The organism is Pseudomonas sp. PDM17, from assembly GCF_014851985.1.
In the GTDB taxonomy this organism is placed as follows: Bacteria; Pseudomonadota; Gammaproteobacteria; order Pseudomonadales; family Pseudomonadaceae; genus Pseudomonas.
This window is the reverse complement of sequence record NZ_JACVAT010000012.1, coordinates 94,197-114,694: the sequence shown is the minus strand read 5'-3', so window position 1 is coordinate 114,694 and position 20,498 is coordinate 94,197. Positions and strand designations below refer to the sequence as shown.

Here is a 20,498-nt window from a genome sequence, read left to right as displayed (position 1 = left end):
ATTAGTAAAAATATCTTCGAGCCCAATGAAAAAAATGGCCGTGCGGAGCGCACCCGACGACCCGGCCGGCTGTCGCGCGAGATTGCCTCAACCCCTATCGCCACCTCTCGAAACAGGCGCTCGAATCGGCTCCGACACACTCCGGTGCAGTCCCGCGAAACCTAAGTATGGTGGTGCGATACCCATGGACGATGGTGAGAGTCCCCGGCCAGCGAATAGGGTTTGTCTACCGGCAATCCGGTCTTCGAAACGACCGCCAGGTCGCTTCGAGCGCCGCATCGGACCGGTCCCCATTCGCCGCGCTAGCGGTCCCCTGACGAGAGCTTTCACCATGACCGACGAGACCCAAGGAACCACCCGCCGCGCCCTGATGAGCGCCGGTGTAGCTGCCGCCACCCTGGCAGTGGCCGTCCCCCTGCTGGCGGGCCAGGCGAGCGTTGCCCAGGCCCCGGCCGCAACGGGTGCGCGCCGCAAGGAGCAAGGGTCGGGCTACCTCACCCTGCGCGACGGCACCGAGCTGTTCTACAAGGACTGGGGCAGCGGGCAGCCCATCGTGTTCCACCACGGCTGGCCGCTCTCGGGGGATGACTGGGACAACCAGATGCTGTTCTTCCTCGCCAGGGGCTATCGCGTGATTGCCCATGACCGCCGTGGCCACGGTCGCTCCACGCAGACCGACAAAGGCAACGACATGGACACCTACGCCGCCGACCTTGCGGAACTGGCGGCGCACCTGGACCTGAAGAACGCCGTGCACATCGGCCACTCCACCGGCGGTGGCGAGGTCGCCCGCTACGTCGCGCGCCATGGTGCCGGCCGCGTCGCCAAGGCGGTGCTGATCGGCGCGGTGCCGCCGATCATGCTGCAAACCGAGAAGAACCCCGGCGGCCTGCCGCTGAAGGTGTTCGACGGCTTTCGCGAGGCGCTCGCCGCCAGCCGCTCGAACTTCTACCGCGACGTCGCGGCGGGCCCCTTCTACGGCTTCAACAGGCCGGGCGCCAAGGTCTCCGAAGCGGTAATCGACAACTGGTGGCGCCAGGGCATGAACGGCGGCGCCAAGGCCCAATACGACTGCATTGCGGCCTTCTCGGAAACCGACTTCACCGATGATCTGAAGCAGATCGCCGTGCCGACCCTGGTGCTGCACGGTGAAGACGACCAGATCGTCCCCATCGACGACTCCGCGCGCCTCTCGATCAAGCTGCTGCGCCACGGCACGTTGAAGACCTATCCCGGCCTGCCCCATGGCATGTGCACGACCCACGCCGACACCATCAACGCGGACCTGCTGGCCTTCATCAAGGGCTGAAACCGCTGGAAGACAAAGGCCCGGCGCATGACGCGCCGGGCCTTTTTCCGTTCAGAGCTGTGACAGCCCGCCATCGACACACAGGTCGACGCCGGTGATGAAGCTGCTGTCGTCCGAAGCGAGGAACAGCGCAGCGTTCGCCAGCTCTTCCGGGCGGCCGAGGCGGCCCAGAGGAATCAACCCCGCCAACTGCTGTTCGAACGCGCCGAACTGCGCCTCGCCGATGCCCATCTTGCCAATGATCGGGGTCAGCACCGGGCCGGGGCTCAGGCAGTTGACGCGGATGTTGCGGCCCTTGAGTTCCGCCGCCCAGCTGCGGGCGAAGGAACGCACCGCCGCCTTGGTCGCCGCGTAGACTACATGAGCCTCCAGCGCCTTCAGGTGGGCGATGGACGACACCAGCACGATGGCGCCGCCGTCACGCAGCAACGGCAGCGCTTTCTGGATGGTGTAGAAGACGCCCTTGACGTTGATGTCGAACTGCTCGTCGAACTGTTCTTCATCGACCTGATCGCCCGGTGCCGGGCGGATCACGCCGGCATTGGCGACCAGCACATCGAGGTGGCCGAAGCGTTCGCCGATCTGCCGGTACAGGGCGTCCAAATCCTCCAGCCGGCTGGCGTCGGCACGGATGCCCACGGCGTTGTCACCGATCAGCCCGACCGCCTCCTCCAGCGCGTCCCGGCGGCGCCCGGTGATGACCACCTCGGCGCCTTCCAGGGCGAATCGTTGCGCGGTGGCCAGACCGATACCGCTGTTGCCGCCCGTGACCAGGGCGACCTTGTTGCTTAGCTTTCCCATCATCTCTCCAACGTGGCTTGTGAATCGGCTCGTTTGGGAGGTCGCAAATCGGGAGCACGCAGCAGGTCCTGTTGCAGCGGCAGATAGCGCTCGATCTTTTCTGCCAGGCGTTCGCGGCGCTCGGCCAGCTGGGCCTGCAGCGCGTCCAGGGCCACCAGTTTTTCCAGGTGCTGCTGCAGGCAGGCGAGGAAGCCTTCGCTGTCCTCTTCCTCCTCCAGGTACTGCAGCAGGCCGTGGATCTGCCGGGTGCTGAAGCCGCACTCGAGCAGCTCGCGCACCCAGAGCACGCGTTGCACCATGGACGCGGCGTAGTCGCGATAGCCATTATCCAGCCGCGACGACTCGATCAGCTGCTTCGACTCGTAATGGCGCAGCGCGCGTGTACTGACGCCGGCGCGCAGGGCCAGCTCTCCGATTTGCATGTCGACCTCCGATGGGGAGCACTCTGGGGGCTTGACGCTAGTGTCAAGGTCAAGCCCCCCTTTGGCTTTTTCAGGCGTCCGTTGCGGGATGCGCCGGCAGGGTGAACTGCACCACCGCGCCACGGGGCTGGTTGGCGCTGGCCCAGAGACGGCCGCCATGGGTGTCAATGATCGAGCGGCAGATCGACAGACCCATGCCCATGCCGGTGGCCTTGGTGGTGTAGAACGGCGCGAAGATCAAGTCCGCGTTGTTCTCGGCGAATCCCGGTCCGTTGTCGCAGACTCTCACCCGCACGCCACCCTCGTCGTACTCGGAGCTGACCAGCAGGTGGCGCTCACCGACAGGCACAGCGCCCATGGCCTCCAGGGCATTGACGATCAGGTTGAGCATCACCTGCTGCAATTCGACCCGGTCGCCCTCCACCTCCGGCAGACCGTCGGCGAGTTCGACGCGCACCACCGTGCCGGATTTCGCCGCCTCGCCGCGGGTGAACTCGACCATCTCGCGTAGCGCCGCACTGACGTCCACCGGCTGCTTCTGCGGCGGGGTCTTGCGGATCAGCTGGCGGATGCGCCCGAGCACCTCGGCGGCACGGTTGGCGTCCTTGATGATGCGTCCCAGCACCTGGCTGACCTCACCCAATTCCGGCGGCTGCGCACCCAGCCAGCGCAGCGCGGCATTGGCATTGGTCACGGTAGCGGCAATCGGCTGGTTCACCTCGTGGGCGATGGACGCAGCCAACTGCCCCATGGTCGCCACACGATTGGCGTGGGCCAGTTCCGTCTGCACCTCGCGATAGCGCCGTTCGCCCTCGCGCACCCGCTCCTCGGCCTGCTTGCGCTCGGTGAGATCGAGCACGAAAGCCACCCCTTCCTGCAGGCTGGCCTCGAAGGCCGCCAGGCCGACGATCACCGGCACGCGGCTGCCGTCCTTGCGGATGTATTCCTTCTCGAAAGGCTGCGCATGCCCGGTCCGAATGGCCGTGGCGAGGTGCGCCTGACTGAGCGCCAGGGATTCCGGCGGCGTCATGTCGTGCCAACGCACGCGGCCGGACAGCAGTTCGTCACGCTCGTAGCCGACCATGCGCAGGAAGGCGTCGTTGGCTTCGGCTATCTCGCCGCCCGCACTCCAGACGATGATGCCGATGATGTTGGCGTCCACCAGCCGGCGAATCTTTGCCTCGCGCTCGGCGGCATCGCGATACAGGCGCGCATTCTCCAGCGAGATCGCTGCCTGTGAGGCCAACAGCCGCAATACGGCGATCCGCGCGGGGCTGAACACGTCGGCCGAGAGGTTGTTCTCCAGGTACAGCGCGCCGGTGAGCTTGGCCTGATTCATCAGCGGCATGCAGAGGATCGAACGCGCGCCGTGCTGGCGGACATAGGGATCGGTGGTGAATCCCGGATCGGCCATGGCGTCCTCCAGGCACAGGCTCTCGCCGGTGCGCAGCACCTGGTAGAGCACCGTTTCGGCCAGCGCCGCGGCGCTGATCGGTTCGTTGCACAACAGCATCGCGCCGTCGCCGACGGTCGCCAGCGCCGCGATGCGCGGCTCGCCCGCTTCGGCGAGGACCAGCACGCCGCGCTCGGCGCCAGCCTGCTCGATGGCGGTGCGCATCACCATGTCGATCAGCTTCTCCAGGACAATCTCCCCCGAGGCGGCCTGGGACACCTTGAGCACCGTGGCCAGGTCCAGGTGCTCCACCGGGGTGGCGATGGTCGCGGTCGGGCCGGGCGCAGGCTCCTCGTTGCGCAGGTAGCGATGGCGCCCCTCCAGTTGCCGCACCTTGCCGTCGGCGCCCCAGCGCAGGTAGCCATAACGCGCATCCTGCAGGTAGACGCGGGCGATCTTGGCGAGGCCGCGCGCGCCGTAGAAGCGCCCCGCCAGCTCGTTGGCCAGCGCCTCGATCTGCACGAAGCCGTTGTCCTGCGCCTGGCGGATGGCCTCTTCGTAAAGCAGCTCGGCATCGACCAGCCGCCCTTCGACCCGCGCGATTTCCGCTCCCACCAGCGCCACCCGACAGGCGAAGGATTCGCCGCACTGCCGGGCCCACTCCTGCAACTGCGCGTGATGCACGGCCAGTTCTCGCAGGCGCTCAGGTTGCTCATCGACAGCCATGGAATCGAAAGTGGCGGCCAGGGTCAGCGCTGCGTGGAAGTGGTACTCGGACTCCTCCGTGAAGGACTCCACCACCCACAGCAGCCCTTTCGCCCGCGTTACGCAGTGCATGGCTGCGGCATGATCGCCCGCCATGCAGCGCGCCTGCAGCTTGCGTATCCAGTACTTGGCCGCCGCCAGCGCCAGGCCCGGCGTACTGTCCAGGTGCGCTTCGAAACGCGCCTCGTCGAACACCTCATCGTCGAAACTGCCGAAGGTCGGGGTCTGCCCGCGCAGTGTGCGGATCAGCGCCAGCTGCGTGCTGATGAAATCCACCACCAGGCCGAAGCGTACCTTCTGCGCATAGGCCAGGCCCTGCCCGGCCTCCTCGTGCACCTGCGCCAGTGGCTCGCCGAGGAACAGCACATCAGCGATATGGCCGTTGCCGGCATAGGCGGCGTAGGCCAGGTCGCCGACGCGATTGGCCGCGACGAACGCCCGGCGCAGCAGCTCCCGGCACTCGCGCACCGGGCGCATCCAGCGCGCTACGAACATCGAGAAGCACAGGTAGGTTCGCGCTTCATGGCGATTCAGCCCGCGCCGGTCAACGAGGTCGCAGCCCAGGCGACCGAAGCGATAGCCGGCTTCGTAGTCACCGAAGCGGCGGCCGGCGACGCGCCCGACATTCGCATAGAGCATGCAGGAAGCATCGCAGTTGCCCCGCTCCAGGCTCAGGCTCACGGCCTTGCAGATGGTCAGGCTGGCCAGGTTGGCATCGCTCTGCAGCGCCGGGGCGAACAGCTTGCCAAGGGCGTCGAGGGTCGCCAGGGAGGCGGCGTCTTCCATCAGCGGCAGGTCGATCAGCTGTTCGATGCTGCGCTCGCCCAGCTGCGTCCAGATCTGCTGGTATTCCTCGCGCACCTGCTCGTCGTCCGGGTGCGCCGACCAGTGAATGCCAACCGCCCGCAGGTAGGCCAGGCACACCGCGACCGCCCGGTCGCTGCGGTCCTGCAACAGGCACACGTCCATCTGCAGGCAGGCCACCGCCGCCTGCTCCACCGTGGTGGCGGCGCGTGGCGTCAGCGCGGTGAGGCGCTCGTCGGCCTGCGCCAGCTGGCCGGTGAGGAATTCGCACTCGGCGCGGTTGAGTTCCAGGGCGAAGCACAGGTCGTGGCGGCGTTGCCAGCAATCACCGTCGAGCAACTCCATCCCGGCGTGCAGATAGGCCAGCGCCGAGCTGTAGGCGCTGGAAGCCTTGGCGCGCTGCCCGGCCAGCAGGTTGTACTCGGCCAGCTGTTCGCGCTCGGCGCGGGAGTCGATCAGCCGGGCGCCGCGATTGAGCTGGCCGACGATCTCGAAGATCGCTTCTTCGCGCCGCTCCGTCGGCGTCTGCTCGGCCAGCAGACGACCAATGCGCAGATGCGCCTCGGCACGGGCCGTTTCGGCGATCAGCGAATAGGCCGCCTCGTGGATGCGGTCGTGGGCGAACGCGCAGGCGCCTTCCAGGCGCTCCACCAATTCCTGGCGCACCGCCGACCAGAGTATCGAATGGACCTTCGCCGGCGGCAGGTCGAGGACGGTCGCCAGGGTATCGATCTGCGCCACGTTGCCCAGACAGGCGAGCTGCTGCAGAGCCTGGCGGGTTTCCAGCGGCAGCCGCGCGAGCTTGCCGACCATCAGGTCTACGACGTTGTCGGTGAAGCCCTTGGCGTGGATGCGCTCCGGTTCCCAGCGCCAGCGCCGCGCCTCGTGGTCGTAGGTCAGCAGCTCTTCCTCGGCCAGTGCCTGGAGGAACTGGATGACGAAGAACGGGTTGCCGGCGGTCTTGTCCTGCACCAGCCGGGCCAGCGCCACGATGCTCGGCGGCGGACAGCGCAGCGCCTCGGCAATCAGTTGCTCGATGTGCGCGCGGGCCAGCGGCGCCAGGCGTATCTCGTCGATGCGTACACCGGCCTGGCGGATGGCCTGCAGCTTGCGAGTCAGCGGATGGCTGGCGTCCACTTCGTTGTCGCGGTAGGCGCCCACCAGCATCAGGTGGCGCAGTTCCGAATGGGTAAGCAGGTCTTCCAGCAGGTCGAGGGTTGCCGCATCCAGCCATTGCAGGTCGTCGAGGAACAGCGCCAGAGGGTGATCGGCGCGGGCGAACACGCCGATGAAGCGGCGGAACACCAGCAGGAAGCGACGCTGCGCCTGTTGCGGCTCCAGCTCGGGCACCGGCGGCGGGTCGCCGATGATCAGCCGCAGCTCGGGAATCAGGTCAGTAATCAGCCGGGCATTGGGCTCCAGCGCTTCCAGCAGCGCGCTGCGCCAGCCCTCCAGCACGTCACCGCTCTTGCCCAGCAGCGTGCGCACCAGCCCCTGGAAGGCCTGCACCAGCGTCGAGTAGGGAATGTCGCGCTTGTACTGGTCGAACTTGCCTGAAGCGAACAACCCGCGTGGCGGCACCAGCACCTTGTGCAGCTCGTTGACCACCGAGGACTTGCCGATCCCGGAATAGCCCGACACCAGCACCAGCTCCGGCGTGCTGCTGGCAACGATGCGCGAGAAGGCCTCGACCAGCACCTCCACCTCGCGCTCGCGACCGTAGAGCTTCTCGGGGACCAGCAGGCGGTCGGGCGTGCCCTGCTCGTCCAGGCTGAAGGCTTCGATGCGCCCGCTCCGTTTCCAGTCTTCCAGGCAACGGCGCAGGTCGTGCTCGACGCCGGCAGCGCTCTGGTAGCGTTCCTCGGCGGTCTTGGCCAGCAACTTGAGAACGATCTGCGAGAGCATCGGCGGCACGCCGGCGACCCGTTCGCCGGGCGACAGCGGCTTGCGCGCGATGTGACAGTGCACCCATTCCATCGGGTCGCTGGCGGTAAACGGCAGCGTACCGGTGAGCATCTGGTAGAGCACCACGCCAAAGGCATAGAGGTCGCTGCGCGAGTCGATGGAGCGGTTCATCCGCCCGGTCTGTTCCGGCGCCATGTAGGCCAGGGTGCCGGCGATGGTCTCCGGCGGTTCGGGCGCCTGACGTTCGCGCGGCAACCGCGAGGCCAGACCGAAGCCGGTCAGGCGTGCCTGGCCATCAGTGCAGTTGACCTGGATGTGGTTGGGCTTGAGGTCCTTGTGTACCAAACCGCGCTGGTGCAGGTGGCGTAGCGCCACGGCGATGTCCACGGCCAGGCGCAGGCAGGTTGCGGTGTCCAGCGGCTGGCGCAGCAGGCGCGACAGCGGCTCGCCGCCGGGGTCATCGAGCAGCAGGCGGGTCTTGCCGCCTTCGCGGTGCAGCGCCTGCGGGCGCAGTGCCCAGGCGCTGTGCAGTTCGTCGCGCAGGCTGTACTCGTGGGCCAGCCGTTCCAGCGTGGCGGGCAAAGGATGTTCGGCGGCCGGGCGCACCAGCAGCACGCTGGCGCCGTCGTCACCGGATGGGCGCGCGCGGCAGAACACCCGCTCGCCATCGTCCCACAGGATCTTCTGTTTGCTGGCCATCGGCTCGGCAACCTCTCAGGGATTCTGCTGCCCCCGAGTGGCGGTCAGCGACTGTATTGCAGACGGCCTTCAGGTCGTCCGCTGCAACGGCTCGACGCCCAGGGCCTCGGCCATGCGCACCAGATCGGCGACCGAACGCGCGGCCAGCTTCTTCATCACCTGGCCACGGTGCACCTTGACGGTCACTTCGCTGAGGTTGAGCTCGGCGGCGATCTGTTTGTTCATCAACCCCGCGACGACGAAGCGCAGCACTTCGCGCTCGCGCAGGGTCAGCGCCTCGAACGCCTGGCGCAGCGCCGCGCCGGACTGCTCGGCCTGCAACCGCTCGCCATCTCGGGCCAAAGCGCTGGCCACTGCGTCGAGCATGTCCTGGTCGCGGAAGGGCTTGGCGAGGAAGTCCACGGCGCCGGCCTTCATGGCCTTGACTGTCATGGCGATATCGCCGTGGCCGGTCATGAACACGATGGGCATGCGCACCCCGCTCTTCTCCATCTGCTCCTGGAACGCCAGGCCGCTCTCGCCGCGCAGGCGCACATCGAGAACCAGGCAGCTGGGAACGTCACGCCGGGCAAAGGACAGAAAGGCCTGGGTGGAATCGAAGGTCTGCACCTGCAGGCCGATGGAGCGCAACAGGCCATCGAGGGCGAGGCGCATGGACTCGTCGTCATCGACCACATAGACCACCGGCTCCTTCGGGCCTTGCGGCGGATTGGAATGCGCCGACGAGCTCATCTTGCCTCCTTGGGGGACCGCGACACTCGCGGTGTGCAGGTCAAAAAATCTAGTCCATGATGGGGCCCGCGGCAAAGTGCCAGCCCAGTGATCATGGGGCCGGGGTCATGGGGCCGGAGCGATACCTTCGGGATATTGGCCATAACGCGCGCCATGGCGCGCACCATCGCGCTGCTGCGAGCAAGGCTAGCCTGGCGAAGCGAAGCGCCGCCAGGCCAGAAACCCCTGAATATCGGCCATACCTTCGGCCCACTTTCGACCAGCTCCCCGAACAGGCAGAACCCCGATGGCAAGCGCCTTTGCTCCCCCTTACCCGCTCCCCGCGACGACGCCGATCACCGTCGCCTTCGTCGCCTACCCGCAGATGGGCCTGCTCGACCTGAGCGGCGCCCAGACCGTGTTCTGGGCCGCCAGCAAGGCCCTGGCCCAGCGTGGCCTGCCCGGCTATCAGTTGCTGACGTCAAGCCTGCGCGGCGGCCTGGTGAGCACCGTCGAAGGGCTGTCGGTGGACACCAGCGCGCTGGCTGAACTCGACCTCGCCGCGGTCGACACCCTGGTCGTCCCCGGCGCCCCGGACATCGGCGAAACCCTCGACAGCCACGGCGAGCTGGCGGCCTGGCTGAACCACGCGGCCCCCAGAGTGCGTCGGGTGGCTTCCGTGTGCAGCGGCGCCTTCCTGCTGGCCAAGGCCGGGCTGCTCGACGGCTGCCGCGCCGCGACCCACTGGGCCCTGTGCGACACCCTGCAACAGCGTTTCCCGGCCCTGGAAGTTGACGCCGATGCGATCTTCATCCAGCAGGGCTCGGTCTGGACTTCGGCAGGGGTCACCGCCGGCATCGACCTCGCACTGGCGCTGGTGGAAGCCGACTGCGGCCGCGAGGTCAGCATGCAGGCGGCGCGCGAGCTGGTGGTCTACCTCAAGCGCCCCGGCGGGCAGGCGCAGTACAGCACCCTGCTGCAATTGCAGACCCAGGACAACCCGGCCTTCGACGAGCTGCACCTGTGGCTGGCGGAGAATCTGGGGGATCCGGAACTGACCGTGGAACGCCTGGCGGAACAGGCGAAGATGAGCCTGCGCAACTTCTCCCGCGTGTACAAGGATCGCACTGGGCGCACGCCGGCCAAGGCCATCGAACTGTTCCGCCTGGAAGCAGCGAAACGCCTGCTGGAAAACTCTTCGCGCAACATCGGGCAGATCGCCAGCGCCTGCGGTTTCAGCGACGAGGAGCGGCTGCGCAGCACCTTCCAGCGCCACCTGTCGATCTCCCCGCGCGACTACCGCAGCCGCTTCAGCCGCTGAGTCTGATTCGCTCAGGCCACAGCCAGCGCCAGCGCACGCTCCGGCTGCTGCTCCAGGTGGCGGGCGAAGAACGTCCGCAGCCAGCGCTCGCGCGGGTCGGCATGGCTGGTGCCGCGCCAGGCCATGGCCAGGTCCGGGCTCGACAGCGGCAGCGGTGCGTATTCGGCGCGCAGGCCATCCACCCGCGCCATCGCCTGGGCCACGTAGTCGGGCACGATGGCGAGCATGTCGCTTCCGGCCAGCAGCGCCGGCAAGGCGCTGAACTGCGGCACCGCGAGCACCACCCGGCGCTGCCGGTCGTGGCGCGCCAGGGCGCGGTCGACGTCGTCGGTCACCTTGCCCAGCGCGGACACCGCCACATGGGGCCGCCGGCAGAATTCGTCGAGGCTCACCGGCGCCGCCGCCGAATCGGCGCGCAGCAGCATCGGCTGCACCGGGCGCAGGCTGCGGCAGTGGGCGCTGGCCGGCAGCTCCTGCGCGTGACCAATGCCCAGGGAGATGTCCCCGGCGACCAGCAGCTGCGGAAGTTGCAGCGCATCGACTCGCCGTACGACGAGCGTGATGTTCGGCGCCTCGGCGCGCAGCTGCTGCATCAGCCGCGGCAGCAGCGCGTATTCGACTTCGTCGCACAGACCGACGTGGAAGGTCTCCTCGCTGGTGCGCGGGTCAAACTCCCTTGCGCAGCTCAGGGCCAGGGCGATGCCTTCCAGGGCTGGGCCCAGGCGCACGTGGATTTCCTCGGCCCGCGCGGTGGGCTCCATCGCCCGCCCGCTGCGGATGAACAGCGGGTCGTCGAACATCGTCCGCAAGCGGTTCAGCGCGCTGCTGACGGTGGTCTGGCAGAGGAACAGGCGTTCGCCCGCCCGGGTCACGTTGCGCTCGCGCATCATGGTTTCGAAGACAACCAGCAAGTTGATGTCGGCATGTCGCAGGTCATTTCTGTTCATGGTTTCGCCCGCCTGGTGAAAGTTGCATCCGAACTGCCTTTCGCTGGGCCCGTTCACTTCTCCAGGCTTGCGATGTGATTGCAGATTATTCAGGCGTAACCGCTGAGTCAGTTGTACATGGGTGCAATATCGCCACCCGTTGGTTATCCGAACTAATACCTGGGTATTGTTCCGCTCAACTTCCTGCCGCGAATATCACCCACATCAGACTGTCCGCCGGAATATCCATACCCAGGTGTTGCCCGACTATACCTAGGTATACTTCTCCGACTTGTTCGACGGCGTATCTTGCAAGTACGGCAGGCGCCGCCACGAGCGCCCCAGAGGATGCAAAAGACGCAAATGCGCAACAAGGCTGTCATTGCAGTAGTCGACGACGATGAATCCCTTCGCACCGCGCTGGAAGGCCTGCTGCGCGCCACCGGCTACCTGGCGCGCACCTACGGCGGGGCGCGCGAGTTCCTCGGCTCCGACGGCCCGGAACTGGCCAGCTGCCTGATCTCCGATATCCAGATGCCGGGCATGTGCGGCGTGGAGCTCTATGAAACGCTGCGCAGCCGTGGCCTGGACCTTCCGGTGATTTTCATGACCGCCTACCCCGGCGAGCGGCCGCGCATCAGCATGGACATGCCCGGCGTGATCGCCTGCCTGCCCAAGCCGTTCGAAGCCGAACAATTGCTGCACTGCATCGAGACTGCCCTGCTGCTGAAATCCTGAACGCGAAAATCCCCCGCAAGTTATTCCCGACCCTGTTCACTGCACTGCACTGCCCTGAAAAATACTTCACACGATTCCCCGTCGATACCTTCGTATAGTTCTCTTCCACACATGCGTAATTCCCGCACACCGATGTAGAAGTGCGCCCGGAAGTTCTCCTCCCTAGCATGGATTCACAGCGGACGACTGCAGACGGAACAACGCAAACCAAGGTTTGCAACTACCCGTCAGCGTCACGCCGAACTTGAAGCAGTGACTTCAAGGCAATTCATCCATTCGAGTCAGGAGCACATGATGAAACAGCAACTTCTGGTTATTGGCGCGGGCTTCGGTGGACTGTGGAGCGCTCTGAGCGCCGCCCGCCTGCTGGACATGCACGGCAACAACGATGTGGAGATCACCCTGCTCGCGCCACAGGCCGAACTGCGCATCCGCCCGCGCTTCTACGAGCCCGATGTGCACAGCATGTTCGCTCCGCTGACCGAGCTGTTCGAGGCCGTGGGCGTGCGCTTCGTCAAGGGCACCGCCGAGAGCATCGACGAGCAGGCCCGCAAGGTCGGCTACCGCGACCAAACCGGCCGCACTGGCGAGCTGAGCTACGACCGCCTGGTACTGGCCAGCGGCAGCCAGCTGTCCCGCCCGCCGGTGCCGGGCCTGAAGGAACATGCCTTCGACGTTGACCAGATCGAATCGGCGGCGCACCTGGAAAGCCACCTGATGTCGCTGCGCAACCAGCCGGCCAGCCGCGCACGCAACACCGTGGTGATCGCCGGCGGCGGCTTCACCGGTATCGAGACCGGCACTGAAATGCCGGCCCGCCTGCGTGCCGTACTGGGTGAGGACCAGGACGTCCGCGTGGTCATCGTCGACCGTGGCGAGCGCATCGGCGCGGTGATGGGCGAAGGCATCCGCCCGTCGATCATCGAGGCCTCCGACAGCCTGGGCATCGAATGGATCACCGGCGCCACGGTCGCCGCCGTGGACGCCAACGGCGTGACCCTCGCCGACGGCCGCCACATCGAGAGCCACACGGTGATCTGGACGGTGGGTTTCCGCGCCAGCCCGTTGACCGAACAGCTGACTGCCCAACGTGACGGCCAGGGCCGCCTGCACGTGGACGGCAACCTCAAGGTGCGCGGACTGCAGAACGTCTTCGCCGCCGGTGACGTCGCCTACGCCGCCACCGACGACATCGGCAACTTCGCCGCGATGTCCTGCCAGCACGCCATCAGCCTCGGACGCCACGCCGGCAACAACGCCGCCGCCGACCTGCTGGGCGTCGCCCCGACCCAGTACCGCCAGCCCAAGTACGTCACCTGCCTCGACCTCGGCGCCTGGGGCGCCGTGTACACCGAAGGCTGGGACCGCCAGCTGAAGCTGGTGAAGGCCGAGGCCAAGGAACTCAAGACGCAGATCAACACCGTCTGGATCTACCCGCCGGCCGCCGACCGCCGCGCCGCCCTGGCCGCCGCCGACCCGCTGATCCCGGTGGCCTGATCGCTGCTCTGCCCGCACTCCCTCGCTCCGAGGGAGTGCCACTCGCCTGATGGACTCGACCTAACAAGCAACAGGAGAACCACCATGACCATGCACCTGAATACCTTCGCCCAGCCCGATGCCACCACCCCGGCCCAGGAACTGGTGCCTTCGCGTTACGCCCTGCGCGTGGGCGAGATCGACGTGCTGGTGGTCAGCGACGGCGTGCTGCCGCTGCCGACCGAAACCATGTCGACCAACGCCACCCCGGAAGAGCGCGCGGCATGGTTCAAGGAAATGTACCTGGGCCCGGACATGTTCGACTGGGCACTGAACGTGCTGGTGGTGCGCAGCGGTGAGCAGACCATCCTGGTCGACGCCGGCCTGGGCAACCAGTTCCCCGGCTTCCCCCGCGCCGGGCAGTTCCCCAAGCGCCTGAAGGATGCCGGCATCGAGCTGTCGTCGATCACCGATATCGTGATCACCCACATGCACATGGACCACATTGGCGGGCTGCTCACCGACACCGTGAAGAACGGCCTGAGCCCCGAGGTGCGTATCCACGTCACGGCCACCGAAGTCGATTTCTGGAAGATCCCCGACTTCAGCCTGACCGAGATGCCGCAGCCGGTACCGGACGTCCTGCGGCGCACCGCCAACGAGTTCATGGCTCACTACGAGAGCCGCCTGCACATCTTCGAGGACGAGTTCCAGGTAGCGCCGGGTGTGGTGGCGAAGCTCACCGGCGGCCACACCCCCGGCCACTGCATCGTCTACGTCGACTCCGCCGGCGAGCGCCTGACCTTTGCCGGTGATGCACTGTTCCCGGTGGCCTTCGACCATCCGGAATGGCACAACGGCTTCGAACACGACCCGGAAGAGTCGGTCCACGTGCGGGTCCGCCTGCTGCGCGAGGCGGCGGCCAGTGGCGAACTGTTCGTCGCCACCCACCTGCCCTTCCCCTCGGTGGGGCGCGTGGCCATCGACGGCGATGCCTTCCGCTGGATCGCCGGCTTCTGGGATTACTGACAGCCAGCGCCAGACCGCCCCGCCCTGCTCACGCGGGACGGGGCTTTTGCGTTATCCGGGCCTGCTCAATCGAGCAGACCGAGCTTGTCCAGGCTGCGCGCGGTCGCCACGATGGCCTCCTCGGCCGGGCGCGGCGACCAGCCCAGCAGCCTGCGCGCCTTGGCGTTGCTGGAGTTCATCCGCAGCCCGAGAAGCGGCACGGAGCCCTTGAGCGCCGGGTCCTTCAGCGCGCCCAGGCGCACCACCCAGTTGGGCAGCACACGCGTCGAGACCTTCGCCGCCACGGCGCCCATGCGCTCCTTGAGAACCCGCGCGACTTCGCCCAGCCACAGGCTGTCACCGGCGGTGGCGATGAAGCGCTCGCCGCGAGCGGCATGGTGGGTCATGACCAGCACGTGCAGGTCCGCCACGTCGCGCGCATCGACGAATCCGCAGTTGATCTTCGGGCTGCCCGGCTGGCCGGCGAGCAGGCTTTTCACCAGGCGGATGGAGTGCGAGTAGTCGGCGCCGAGCACCGGGCCGAGCACGGCCACCGGGTTGACTGCCGAGAGTTCCAGGCCCTGCCCCTCACGGGCGATGAAGTCCCAGGCGGCGCGCTCGGAGAGGGTCTTGGATTTCTGGTAGAGCCAGACGTTGCGGCTGCTCAGGTCGCTCCAGTCAGTCTCGTCGAAGGGCCGCGTCATCTGCCCGTGTCCGGCGCAGATGGCACCAAAGGCCGAGGTCAGCACGACCCGCTTCACCCCGGCATCGCGTGCGGCGCGCAGCACCCGCAGGTTGCCGTCGACCGCCGGGCGCACCCATTCCTCCTCGCTGGTCTGCGCCCCCGTGGGCGTCGGCGAGGCCCCGTGGATCACGTAGCGGCAGCCGGCGACGGCTTCCGCCCAGCCGCGATCCTGGCTCAGGTCGGCGACCACGAAGCTCAGGCGTTCTCCTGCGTCGATGCCACCTTCGCGCAGCTGCTCGCGCACTTCGGCTTCCCGCGCCAGCGAACGCACCGTGGTACGCACCTGATAGCCGTCGCGTAGCAGGGCGAGGATGCAATGCTGGGCAATGAAACCGGTCCCGCCGGTCACCAATACCAATTCGTCTTTCATGGATTTTCTCGGGCAAGGCTGTAGTCGGACGCCGGGAAAATTACGCCTGCTCCGTCGAACCGTGAATGCGCTGGAGTGCACTTTACTTGCGCGAGAGTTCGAATCTGCCGGTTGCGCGGTTGGCCGTTGCCCCGGCGGGAGCCCGGTGCGATTCTGGGCCGCATCCGCTTTCGGCACCCCAGGGCCCCTCGCCATGACCCAGTACCCGGCTACCCGCTCCGACCCGCTGTCCGACTTCCTGCGCGTGGCCGATGCGCAACTGACCGTGGCCGGCGGCTTCAGCGCTGGTGGCGACTGGAGTCTGCGCTTCCCGCCGCCGCAGCACCTTAAGTTCTTCGCGCTGATCAAGGGCAGTTGCTGGCTGCAGATCGAAGGTGACGAGGAACCGGTGTGGATCAAGGAGGGCGACGTGTTCATCCTCTGCTCGCGCCGCGCCTTCGTCCTGGCCAGCGACCTGGCGCTGAAACCGCTGGAGGCCATGGACGTGTTCAGCGGCGATGCCAACGAGCGCACAGCCACCCTGGGCAGCGGCGAGGACTGCATCCAGCTGGGTGGACATGTGCGCCTGGATCCGACCAGCGAGGAACTGGCGTTCCGCCTGATGCCGGCGGTGATGCAGGTGCATGCCGGCACGCAGCAGGCCGAGCGGCTGAAATGGCTGCTCGACCAGATCGTCGAAGAGCGCAACCAGTGGCGCCCGGGAGTCGGCGCGGTATCCGCGCAGCTCACGCAGCTGCTGTTCGTGCAGACGGTGCGCGCCTACCTGGAGTCCTCCGATTCAGTTTCCTGCGGCTGGCTCCGCGCAGCCGGCGACAAGCGCCTGGCCCCGGTGCTGGGCCTGATGCACGGCGAGCCCGGCCGCGCCTGGCAACTGGGCGAACTGGCCAGGGCGGCGGGCATGTCGCGCACCAGCTTCGCCGTGCACTTCAAGAGCATCACCGGCATCCCGGCGCTGACCTACCTGAGCGAGTGGCGCATGCTGCTGGCCCAGCAGGCGCTGCGCGGCAGCGACGTGACCATGGCGGAGCTGGCCACCGAGCTGGGCTACAGCTCCGAAAGCGCCTTCAGCAATGCCTTCAAGCGCATCACCGGCACGGCGCCACGGCATTACCGCAACCAGTGGCGCCAGATCGGGGAATGAGCAGGCCTGCGGGACGTCCGATTTCAGCGGAGAAGACCCACGGCTGATGTACCATGCCGCGCCGAAACCTCCGGCAAACTCCCTGTCTGGCTGCCTATGTCCTCCAACGCGCTGTACACCGACCTGTCCTCCTACTACGACCTGATGTGCGCCGACATCGACTACCAGGCGCAGAGCCACTGCGTGCGCCGCCTGCACCAGTTGTTCGGCAACCAGGGGCGCCGGCACCTGGACCTCGCCTGCGGGACCGGGCCGCACGTGCGCCACTTCCTCGACTTCGGCTACGCGAGCGCCGGCCTGGACCTCAATCAGCCGATGCTGGACATCGCCCAGCAGCGCTGCCCCGAGGCAAGCTTCAGCTGCCACGACATGGCGAGTTTCCGCGTCGACGAGCCGCTGGACCTGATCACCTGCTTTCTCTACTCGATCCACTACAACCCCGGTGTGGTACAGCTGCAGGCGTGCCTGGCGAGCGTGCACCAGGCACTGGCGGACGGCGGCGTGTTCTGCTTCAACAGCGTGGACAAGGCGCTGATCGACAACGGCTCCTTCGTGCGCCACTCGGTCGAACACGAGGGTAGCCAGTTCACCTTCGGCTCGGGCTGGTACTACGGCGGCGCGGGCGAGCGCCAGGCGCTGCGCCTGAGCATCGAAAAGACCAGCGCCGGCGAGACCCAGGCCTGGCAGGACGAACACGCCATGGTCGCCCTGACCTTCGCCGAGCTGCAGCGCTTGCTGGAGCCGCTCTTCGAGGTGCAGGTCTTCGAGCACGACTACGAGCGCATCACGCCCTGGGAGGGCACCTCGGGCAACGCATTGTTCGTCTGCGTAAAGCGCTGAGGCGACCTTCCCGGTACGCCCTCCCCCTCAGCGAATCTTGCCCACCGGCGTGAAATTGCCGGTGAGATGCCCACCCACGGTGTTCTTCGGCTTGTACTGGGCATCGTGCTTGAGGCGTTCCTCCACGCTCGGGTCGATCGCCTCCTGGCCGAACGAGGTGTTGCCGATATCCCGGTAATGCGGCTGTGTGAACTGGCTGTAGGCGCCGCCGAGGAACTCCTTGTAGGAGTTGGTGATGGGGAGGGTCGTGGTGGGCAGGCTCGGGGTCTTGCGGGTGTCCACCGCCAGCCCGCACTCGATGGCCTTGTTGATCATCCACACCAGCGCGATATCCGACAGACTGTTGTCCGCATAACCGCCGCCGACGTTGGCGTGGGCGCCGGAGAACCACACCTGTTCCACCCGCTGGTTGGGCTTGCTCTTGGGGTCCCACAGCGTGCACTGGTAATTCTTGCGCCACTCGTCGATGGCCAGCGCATGGAAGGCGTTGTGCACGATCGAGCTGAGCTCGGTGTCATGGAATTCGTAGTAGGCCTTGTTGAACCAGTCGAACGACTCCAGCGGCACGCCCAGCGCGCCCACGGTGTCCCAGATGCCGAGCATGTGGATGGTGATCTCCCGCGAGAAGCTGCCCCTGAACAGCCTGGCGCGCTCGGAGTCGGCGCCCTCGTCGCGGGTGCGGTAGAGCCCGTAGGCCTCGTTCGTCAGGTTGATGTGCTCGGGCTTGAGCAGCCCGGCGTTGCGGATCAGCCCCACCAGGCTGCGGGCGGTATAGGCCCCGCGACTGAAGCCGAACACGTAGACCTGATCGCCCGCCTCGTAGGTACTGACCAGTTGCCGGTAGCCGTCGAGGATATTCTCCGAAAGCCCGACGCCGAATGCCCCACCCGCAAGGCGGTCGTACCACGCGGTGCCGACTCCCTTGTCGTACCACTTGGCCTGCGAGGTGCCGTTGCTGTCTGCGGGAAGGATGGAAGCATGCAGCTTCCAGACGTTGGTACTTTTACTGCCCTTGATCTCGGACTTCGCGTCCGGGGTATTCCAGGTCCCGTCAAAGGAAATGATGATTTTCTTGGGCATGCCCTTTCTCCAGGGTCAGTGGCTCTGACTGCTCGGAACGTCCCGGTTCCTGGCCCATCCCCCGGTATCGCCCTCGACAGTGAACTGTAGCCCCCGGTCCGGGCTGTCGACAGACTCGTGAGAACCACCTCCATTGGCGTGCTGTGCTGGCGGATTGCCTTCCCGCTACACATATGGTTAGGTGCCCTGGCCCCGAACGACTCCGCCGAGTACGCCAGAGGCGGCCTGGAGTGCCGGGTCCGCGCCCGCCACAGCTCCACTGCCCGGCTCCCTTTGCTACGCCTTCACTGACGCGAACCCATGGTCACCACTGTCATCCTCAGCATGCTCTGCGTGCACCTGCTTTGTTTCAGCGTCATGTTCCTGCTGATCAGCACCCGGCTGAACGGCAAGAAAATGGGCATGGAAGTCTTCGCCCTGGGCAATTTCCTGCTGGGGCTCGCCTACATCCTGCAGTTGCTCGGCGGCCCGGCGCACTGGGGGGCGATGAGTGTCGTCAACCACACGATGACCCTCTGCGCCCCTGTCGCCTACGTTCTTGGCGCCCTGCGCTTCTTCGATCGACCGACCGCCGTGTGGCGGCCATTGCTCACACTGGCTGTCCTCTACACGGCGTTGCAGCTCACGGTGCAATCCGCCCTCGGAAGTGAAGCGCGCCATGCGCTGCTGGCGGGCTCGTGTGCCCTGCTGTTCCTGGGCATGGCCGTGGCAGTGCTCTATGCCCGGCAGAACGTCGCCCGGGACCTGCGCGTCGAGATGATCGTGTTCGCCGTGCTGATTGGCGGCATCTGCGCGCTGAACGCCGCGAAGTTCGCGATGATCATCCAGGGCGGGCTGGCGGCGCTGGACATGAACAGCAGCTTCCAGAAAGTCTTCTACCTCTACATGTCATTCCTCGGCACCGTGCTGCCGCCCTGCGCCGTCTGGCTGGTGCTGCGGCGCCTGACGGATGAGCTGCGCACCATGGCCGCCCATGACCCGCTGACGCAATTACTGAACCGCCGCGGGCTGGTCGAGGGGCTGGAAGCGCACTTCCGTTCCCGCAAAGCCGGGCCTGCCTACCTGCTGATCGTGGACATCGACCACTTCAAGCAGATCAACGACAACCACGGCCACAAGGTCGGCGATCTCGTGCTGTCTCATGTGGCCCAGGTACTCAAGGCCACCGCTCGCAAAGGCGACCTGACGTGCCGGCTGGGCGGCGAGGAGTTCGTCCTCGTTGGCCTGGACATGGACAGGACAGGCGCTCTGCAACTGGCCGAACGCGCCCGCGTGGCCATCGAACAAAGCGAAGTACCGGGCGCGATACCGGACCAGCCGATCCGCTGCACCGCCACCATCGGCGTCTCGGAAGCCTTCACTGGCACGCAGGCGCTCGACGAGTACCTGCAGCAGGCCGACCGCGCGCTCTACCGTGGCAAGACCGCCGGGCGCAATCGCGTCGAGGGGGCTTTCGCGTAGCAGGCGTCCCGGCTAGTTCCAGCGAAGGTTGAGGACGAGGAAGTTCAGCAGCACCCAGACGACCAGCATCAGGTGCGTCAGCTGCAGCCCCTCCTGGCGGATCCAGTAGCCGAACCAGAGGCCGCCCAGCAGCATGGCGAAGAGGAAGGCCAGCGCCGCGCTGAGGCAGAGGTTCAGCCAGGGCCTGGCGGCGTCGAGGCCGTCGCCCAGCAACAGCTCGTAGCAGCCGGTCCAGGCAGCCAGCACCGCGACGATCTGCAGCAGAATGACAACGATCAGTGCCAGGCGATGCAGGGCCGGCGAGGCCAGTGCGCGCGCGAGCAAGGGGAAGTCGATGGCGGGAGGCTGTCGCAGCGGCGCCATCGCCATGGTCGCGCCGACCGCTGCGACCGAGCTGGAGAAGGCGTGCAGGTTGTTGATCAGCGCGATGCTCAGCCAGAGGCTGAAACCCAGGAAGCAGGTAGCCTGGAAAATCATCAGTGAAGTGTGGGTGTCCATACCGGGTCCTTGTGCGGTCATGTTCCGAGTGCGCCGGCCCGCCGCCGGAAACGGCGGCGGCAGGCAGGCCCGGACGGACTCTAGG

Annotated in this window: 16 protein-coding genes; 8 read left to right on the top strand and 8 right to left on the bottom strand. The window is 66.7% G+C overall.

The annotated features are described in order from the left end of the window. Positions 1-331: 331 nt before the first annotated feature. The gene (locus IB256_RS29830) at positions 332-1,309 is read left to right on the top strand and encodes an alpha/beta fold hydrolase (RefSeq protein ID WP_192404945.1); all 978 of its coding nucleotides are present in this window, start codon (positions 332-334) and stop codon (positions 1,307-1,309) included. A gap of 51 nt (positions 1,310-1,360) precedes the next feature. On the opposite strand, the gene IB256_RS29825 is transcribed toward IB256_RS29830, so the two are convergent. The 4 genes from IB256_RS29825 to IB256_RS29810 form a co-directional block, all read right to left on the bottom strand. Beyond that, a complete protein-coding gene (locus IB256_RS29825; protein WP_192295305.1) occupies positions 1,361-2,110 on the bottom strand; it encodes an SDR family NAD(P)-dependent oxidoreductase in 750 nt (249 codons plus the stop codon). Next, positions 2,110-2,532 carry a MerR family transcriptional regulator gene (locus IB256_RS29820; RefSeq protein WP_192295304.1) on the bottom strand — a complete coding sequence of 141 codons (423 nt, stop codon included), beginning with the start codon at positions 2,530-2,532 and terminating at the stop codon, positions 2,110-2,112. The genes IB256_RS29825 and IB256_RS29820 overlap by 1 nt, the downstream gene beginning before the upstream one ends. 70 nt (positions 2,533-2,602) lie before the next feature. After that, positions 2,603-8,098: an AAA family ATPase gene (locus IB256_RS29815; RefSeq protein WP_192404944.1), complete on the bottom strand. Its 5,496-nt coding sequence runs from the start codon at positions 8,096-8,098 to the stop codon at positions 2,603-2,605. 69 nt (positions 8,099-8,167) lie between these two features. Beyond that, the gene (locus tag IB256_RS29810; protein ID WP_151187517.1) at positions 8,168-8,830 is read right to left on the bottom strand and encodes a response regulator transcription factor; all 663 of its coding nucleotides are present in this window, start codon (positions 8,828-8,830) and stop codon (positions 8,168-8,170) included. Positions 8,831-9,116: 286 nt separating this feature from the next. Between IB256_RS29810 and IB256_RS29805 the strand changes: the two genes are divergently transcribed. Then, entirely contained in the window at positions 9,117-10,130 is a 1,014-nt protein-coding gene (locus IB256_RS29805) for a GlxA family transcriptional regulator (RefSeq protein ID WP_192295302.1), read from the top strand. 11 nt (positions 10,131-10,141) lie between these two features. On the opposite strand, the gene IB256_RS29800 is transcribed toward IB256_RS29805, so the two are convergent. Next, the gene (locus IB256_RS29800) at positions 10,142-11,077 is read right to left on the bottom strand and encodes a LysR family transcriptional regulator (protein WP_192295301.1); all 936 of its coding nucleotides are present in this window, start codon (positions 11,075-11,077) and stop codon (positions 10,142-10,144) included. 327 nt (positions 11,078-11,404) lie between these two features. Here IB256_RS29800 and IB256_RS29795 point away from each other — a divergent pair, with 327 nt between their 5' ends. From IB256_RS29795 to IB256_RS29785, 3 genes are all read left to right on the top strand, one after another. After that, positions 11,405-11,794, top strand: a complete 390-nt coding sequence (locus IB256_RS29795) for a response regulator transcription factor (protein ID WP_225602021.1) — start codon at positions 11,405-11,407, stop codon at positions 11,792-11,794. Between the two features lie 294 nt (positions 11,795-12,088). Next, complete coding sequence (locus tag IB256_RS29790) at positions 12,089-13,291, top strand: NAD(P)/FAD-dependent oxidoreductase (RefSeq protein WP_192295300.1); 1,203 nt, start codon at positions 12,089-12,091, stop codon at positions 13,289-13,291. An 84-nt stretch (positions 13,292-13,375) separates the two neighbouring features. Continuing rightward, on the top strand, positions 13,376-14,299 hold the full coding sequence (locus IB256_RS29785) for an MBL fold metallo-hydrolase (protein ID WP_192295299.1): 924 nt from the start codon (positions 13,376-13,378) through the stop codon (positions 14,297-14,299). A 65-nt stretch (positions 14,300-14,364) separates the two neighbouring features. On the opposite strand, the gene IB256_RS29780 is transcribed toward IB256_RS29785, so the two are convergent. Beyond that, entirely contained in the window at positions 14,365-15,393 is a 1,029-nt protein-coding gene (locus tag IB256_RS29780) for an SDR family oxidoreductase (RefSeq protein ID WP_192404943.1), read from the bottom strand. A 193-nt stretch (positions 15,394-15,586) separates the two neighbouring features. Here IB256_RS29780 and IB256_RS29775 point away from each other — a divergent pair, with 193 nt between their 5' ends. Next, positions 15,587-16,534: an AraC family transcriptional regulator gene (locus IB256_RS29775; RefSeq protein WP_192404942.1), complete on the top strand. Its 948-nt coding sequence runs from the start codon at positions 15,587-15,589 to the stop codon at positions 16,532-16,534. A gap of 96 nt (positions 16,535-16,630) precedes the next feature. Then, complete coding sequence (locus IB256_RS29770; protein WP_192404941.1) at positions 16,631-17,374, top strand: class I SAM-dependent DNA methyltransferase; 744 nt, start codon at positions 16,631-16,633, stop codon at positions 17,372-17,374. Between the two features lie 27 nt (positions 17,375-17,401). On the opposite strand, the gene IB256_RS29765 is transcribed toward IB256_RS29770, so the two are convergent. Then, positions 17,402-18,454, bottom strand: coding sequence for a DUF2235 domain-containing protein (locus tag IB256_RS29765; protein WP_192295295.1), 1,053 nt, complete (start codon positions 18,452-18,454; stop codon positions 17,402-17,404). A gap of 300 nt (positions 18,455-18,754) precedes the next feature. Between IB256_RS29765 and IB256_RS29760 the strand changes: the two genes are divergently transcribed. After that, positions 18,755-19,915: a GGDEF domain-containing protein gene (locus IB256_RS29760; protein WP_192404940.1), complete on the top strand. Its 1,161-nt coding sequence runs from the start codon at positions 18,755-18,757 to the stop codon at positions 19,913-19,915. 12 nt (positions 19,916-19,927) lie between these two features. On the opposite strand, the gene IB256_RS29755 is transcribed toward IB256_RS29760, so the two are convergent. Next, positions 19,928-20,413, bottom strand: a complete 486-nt coding sequence (locus IB256_RS29755; RefSeq protein WP_192404939.1) for a DUF2165 family protein — start codon at positions 20,411-20,413, stop codon at positions 19,928-19,930. Positions 20,414-20,498: the final 85 nt, after the last annotated feature.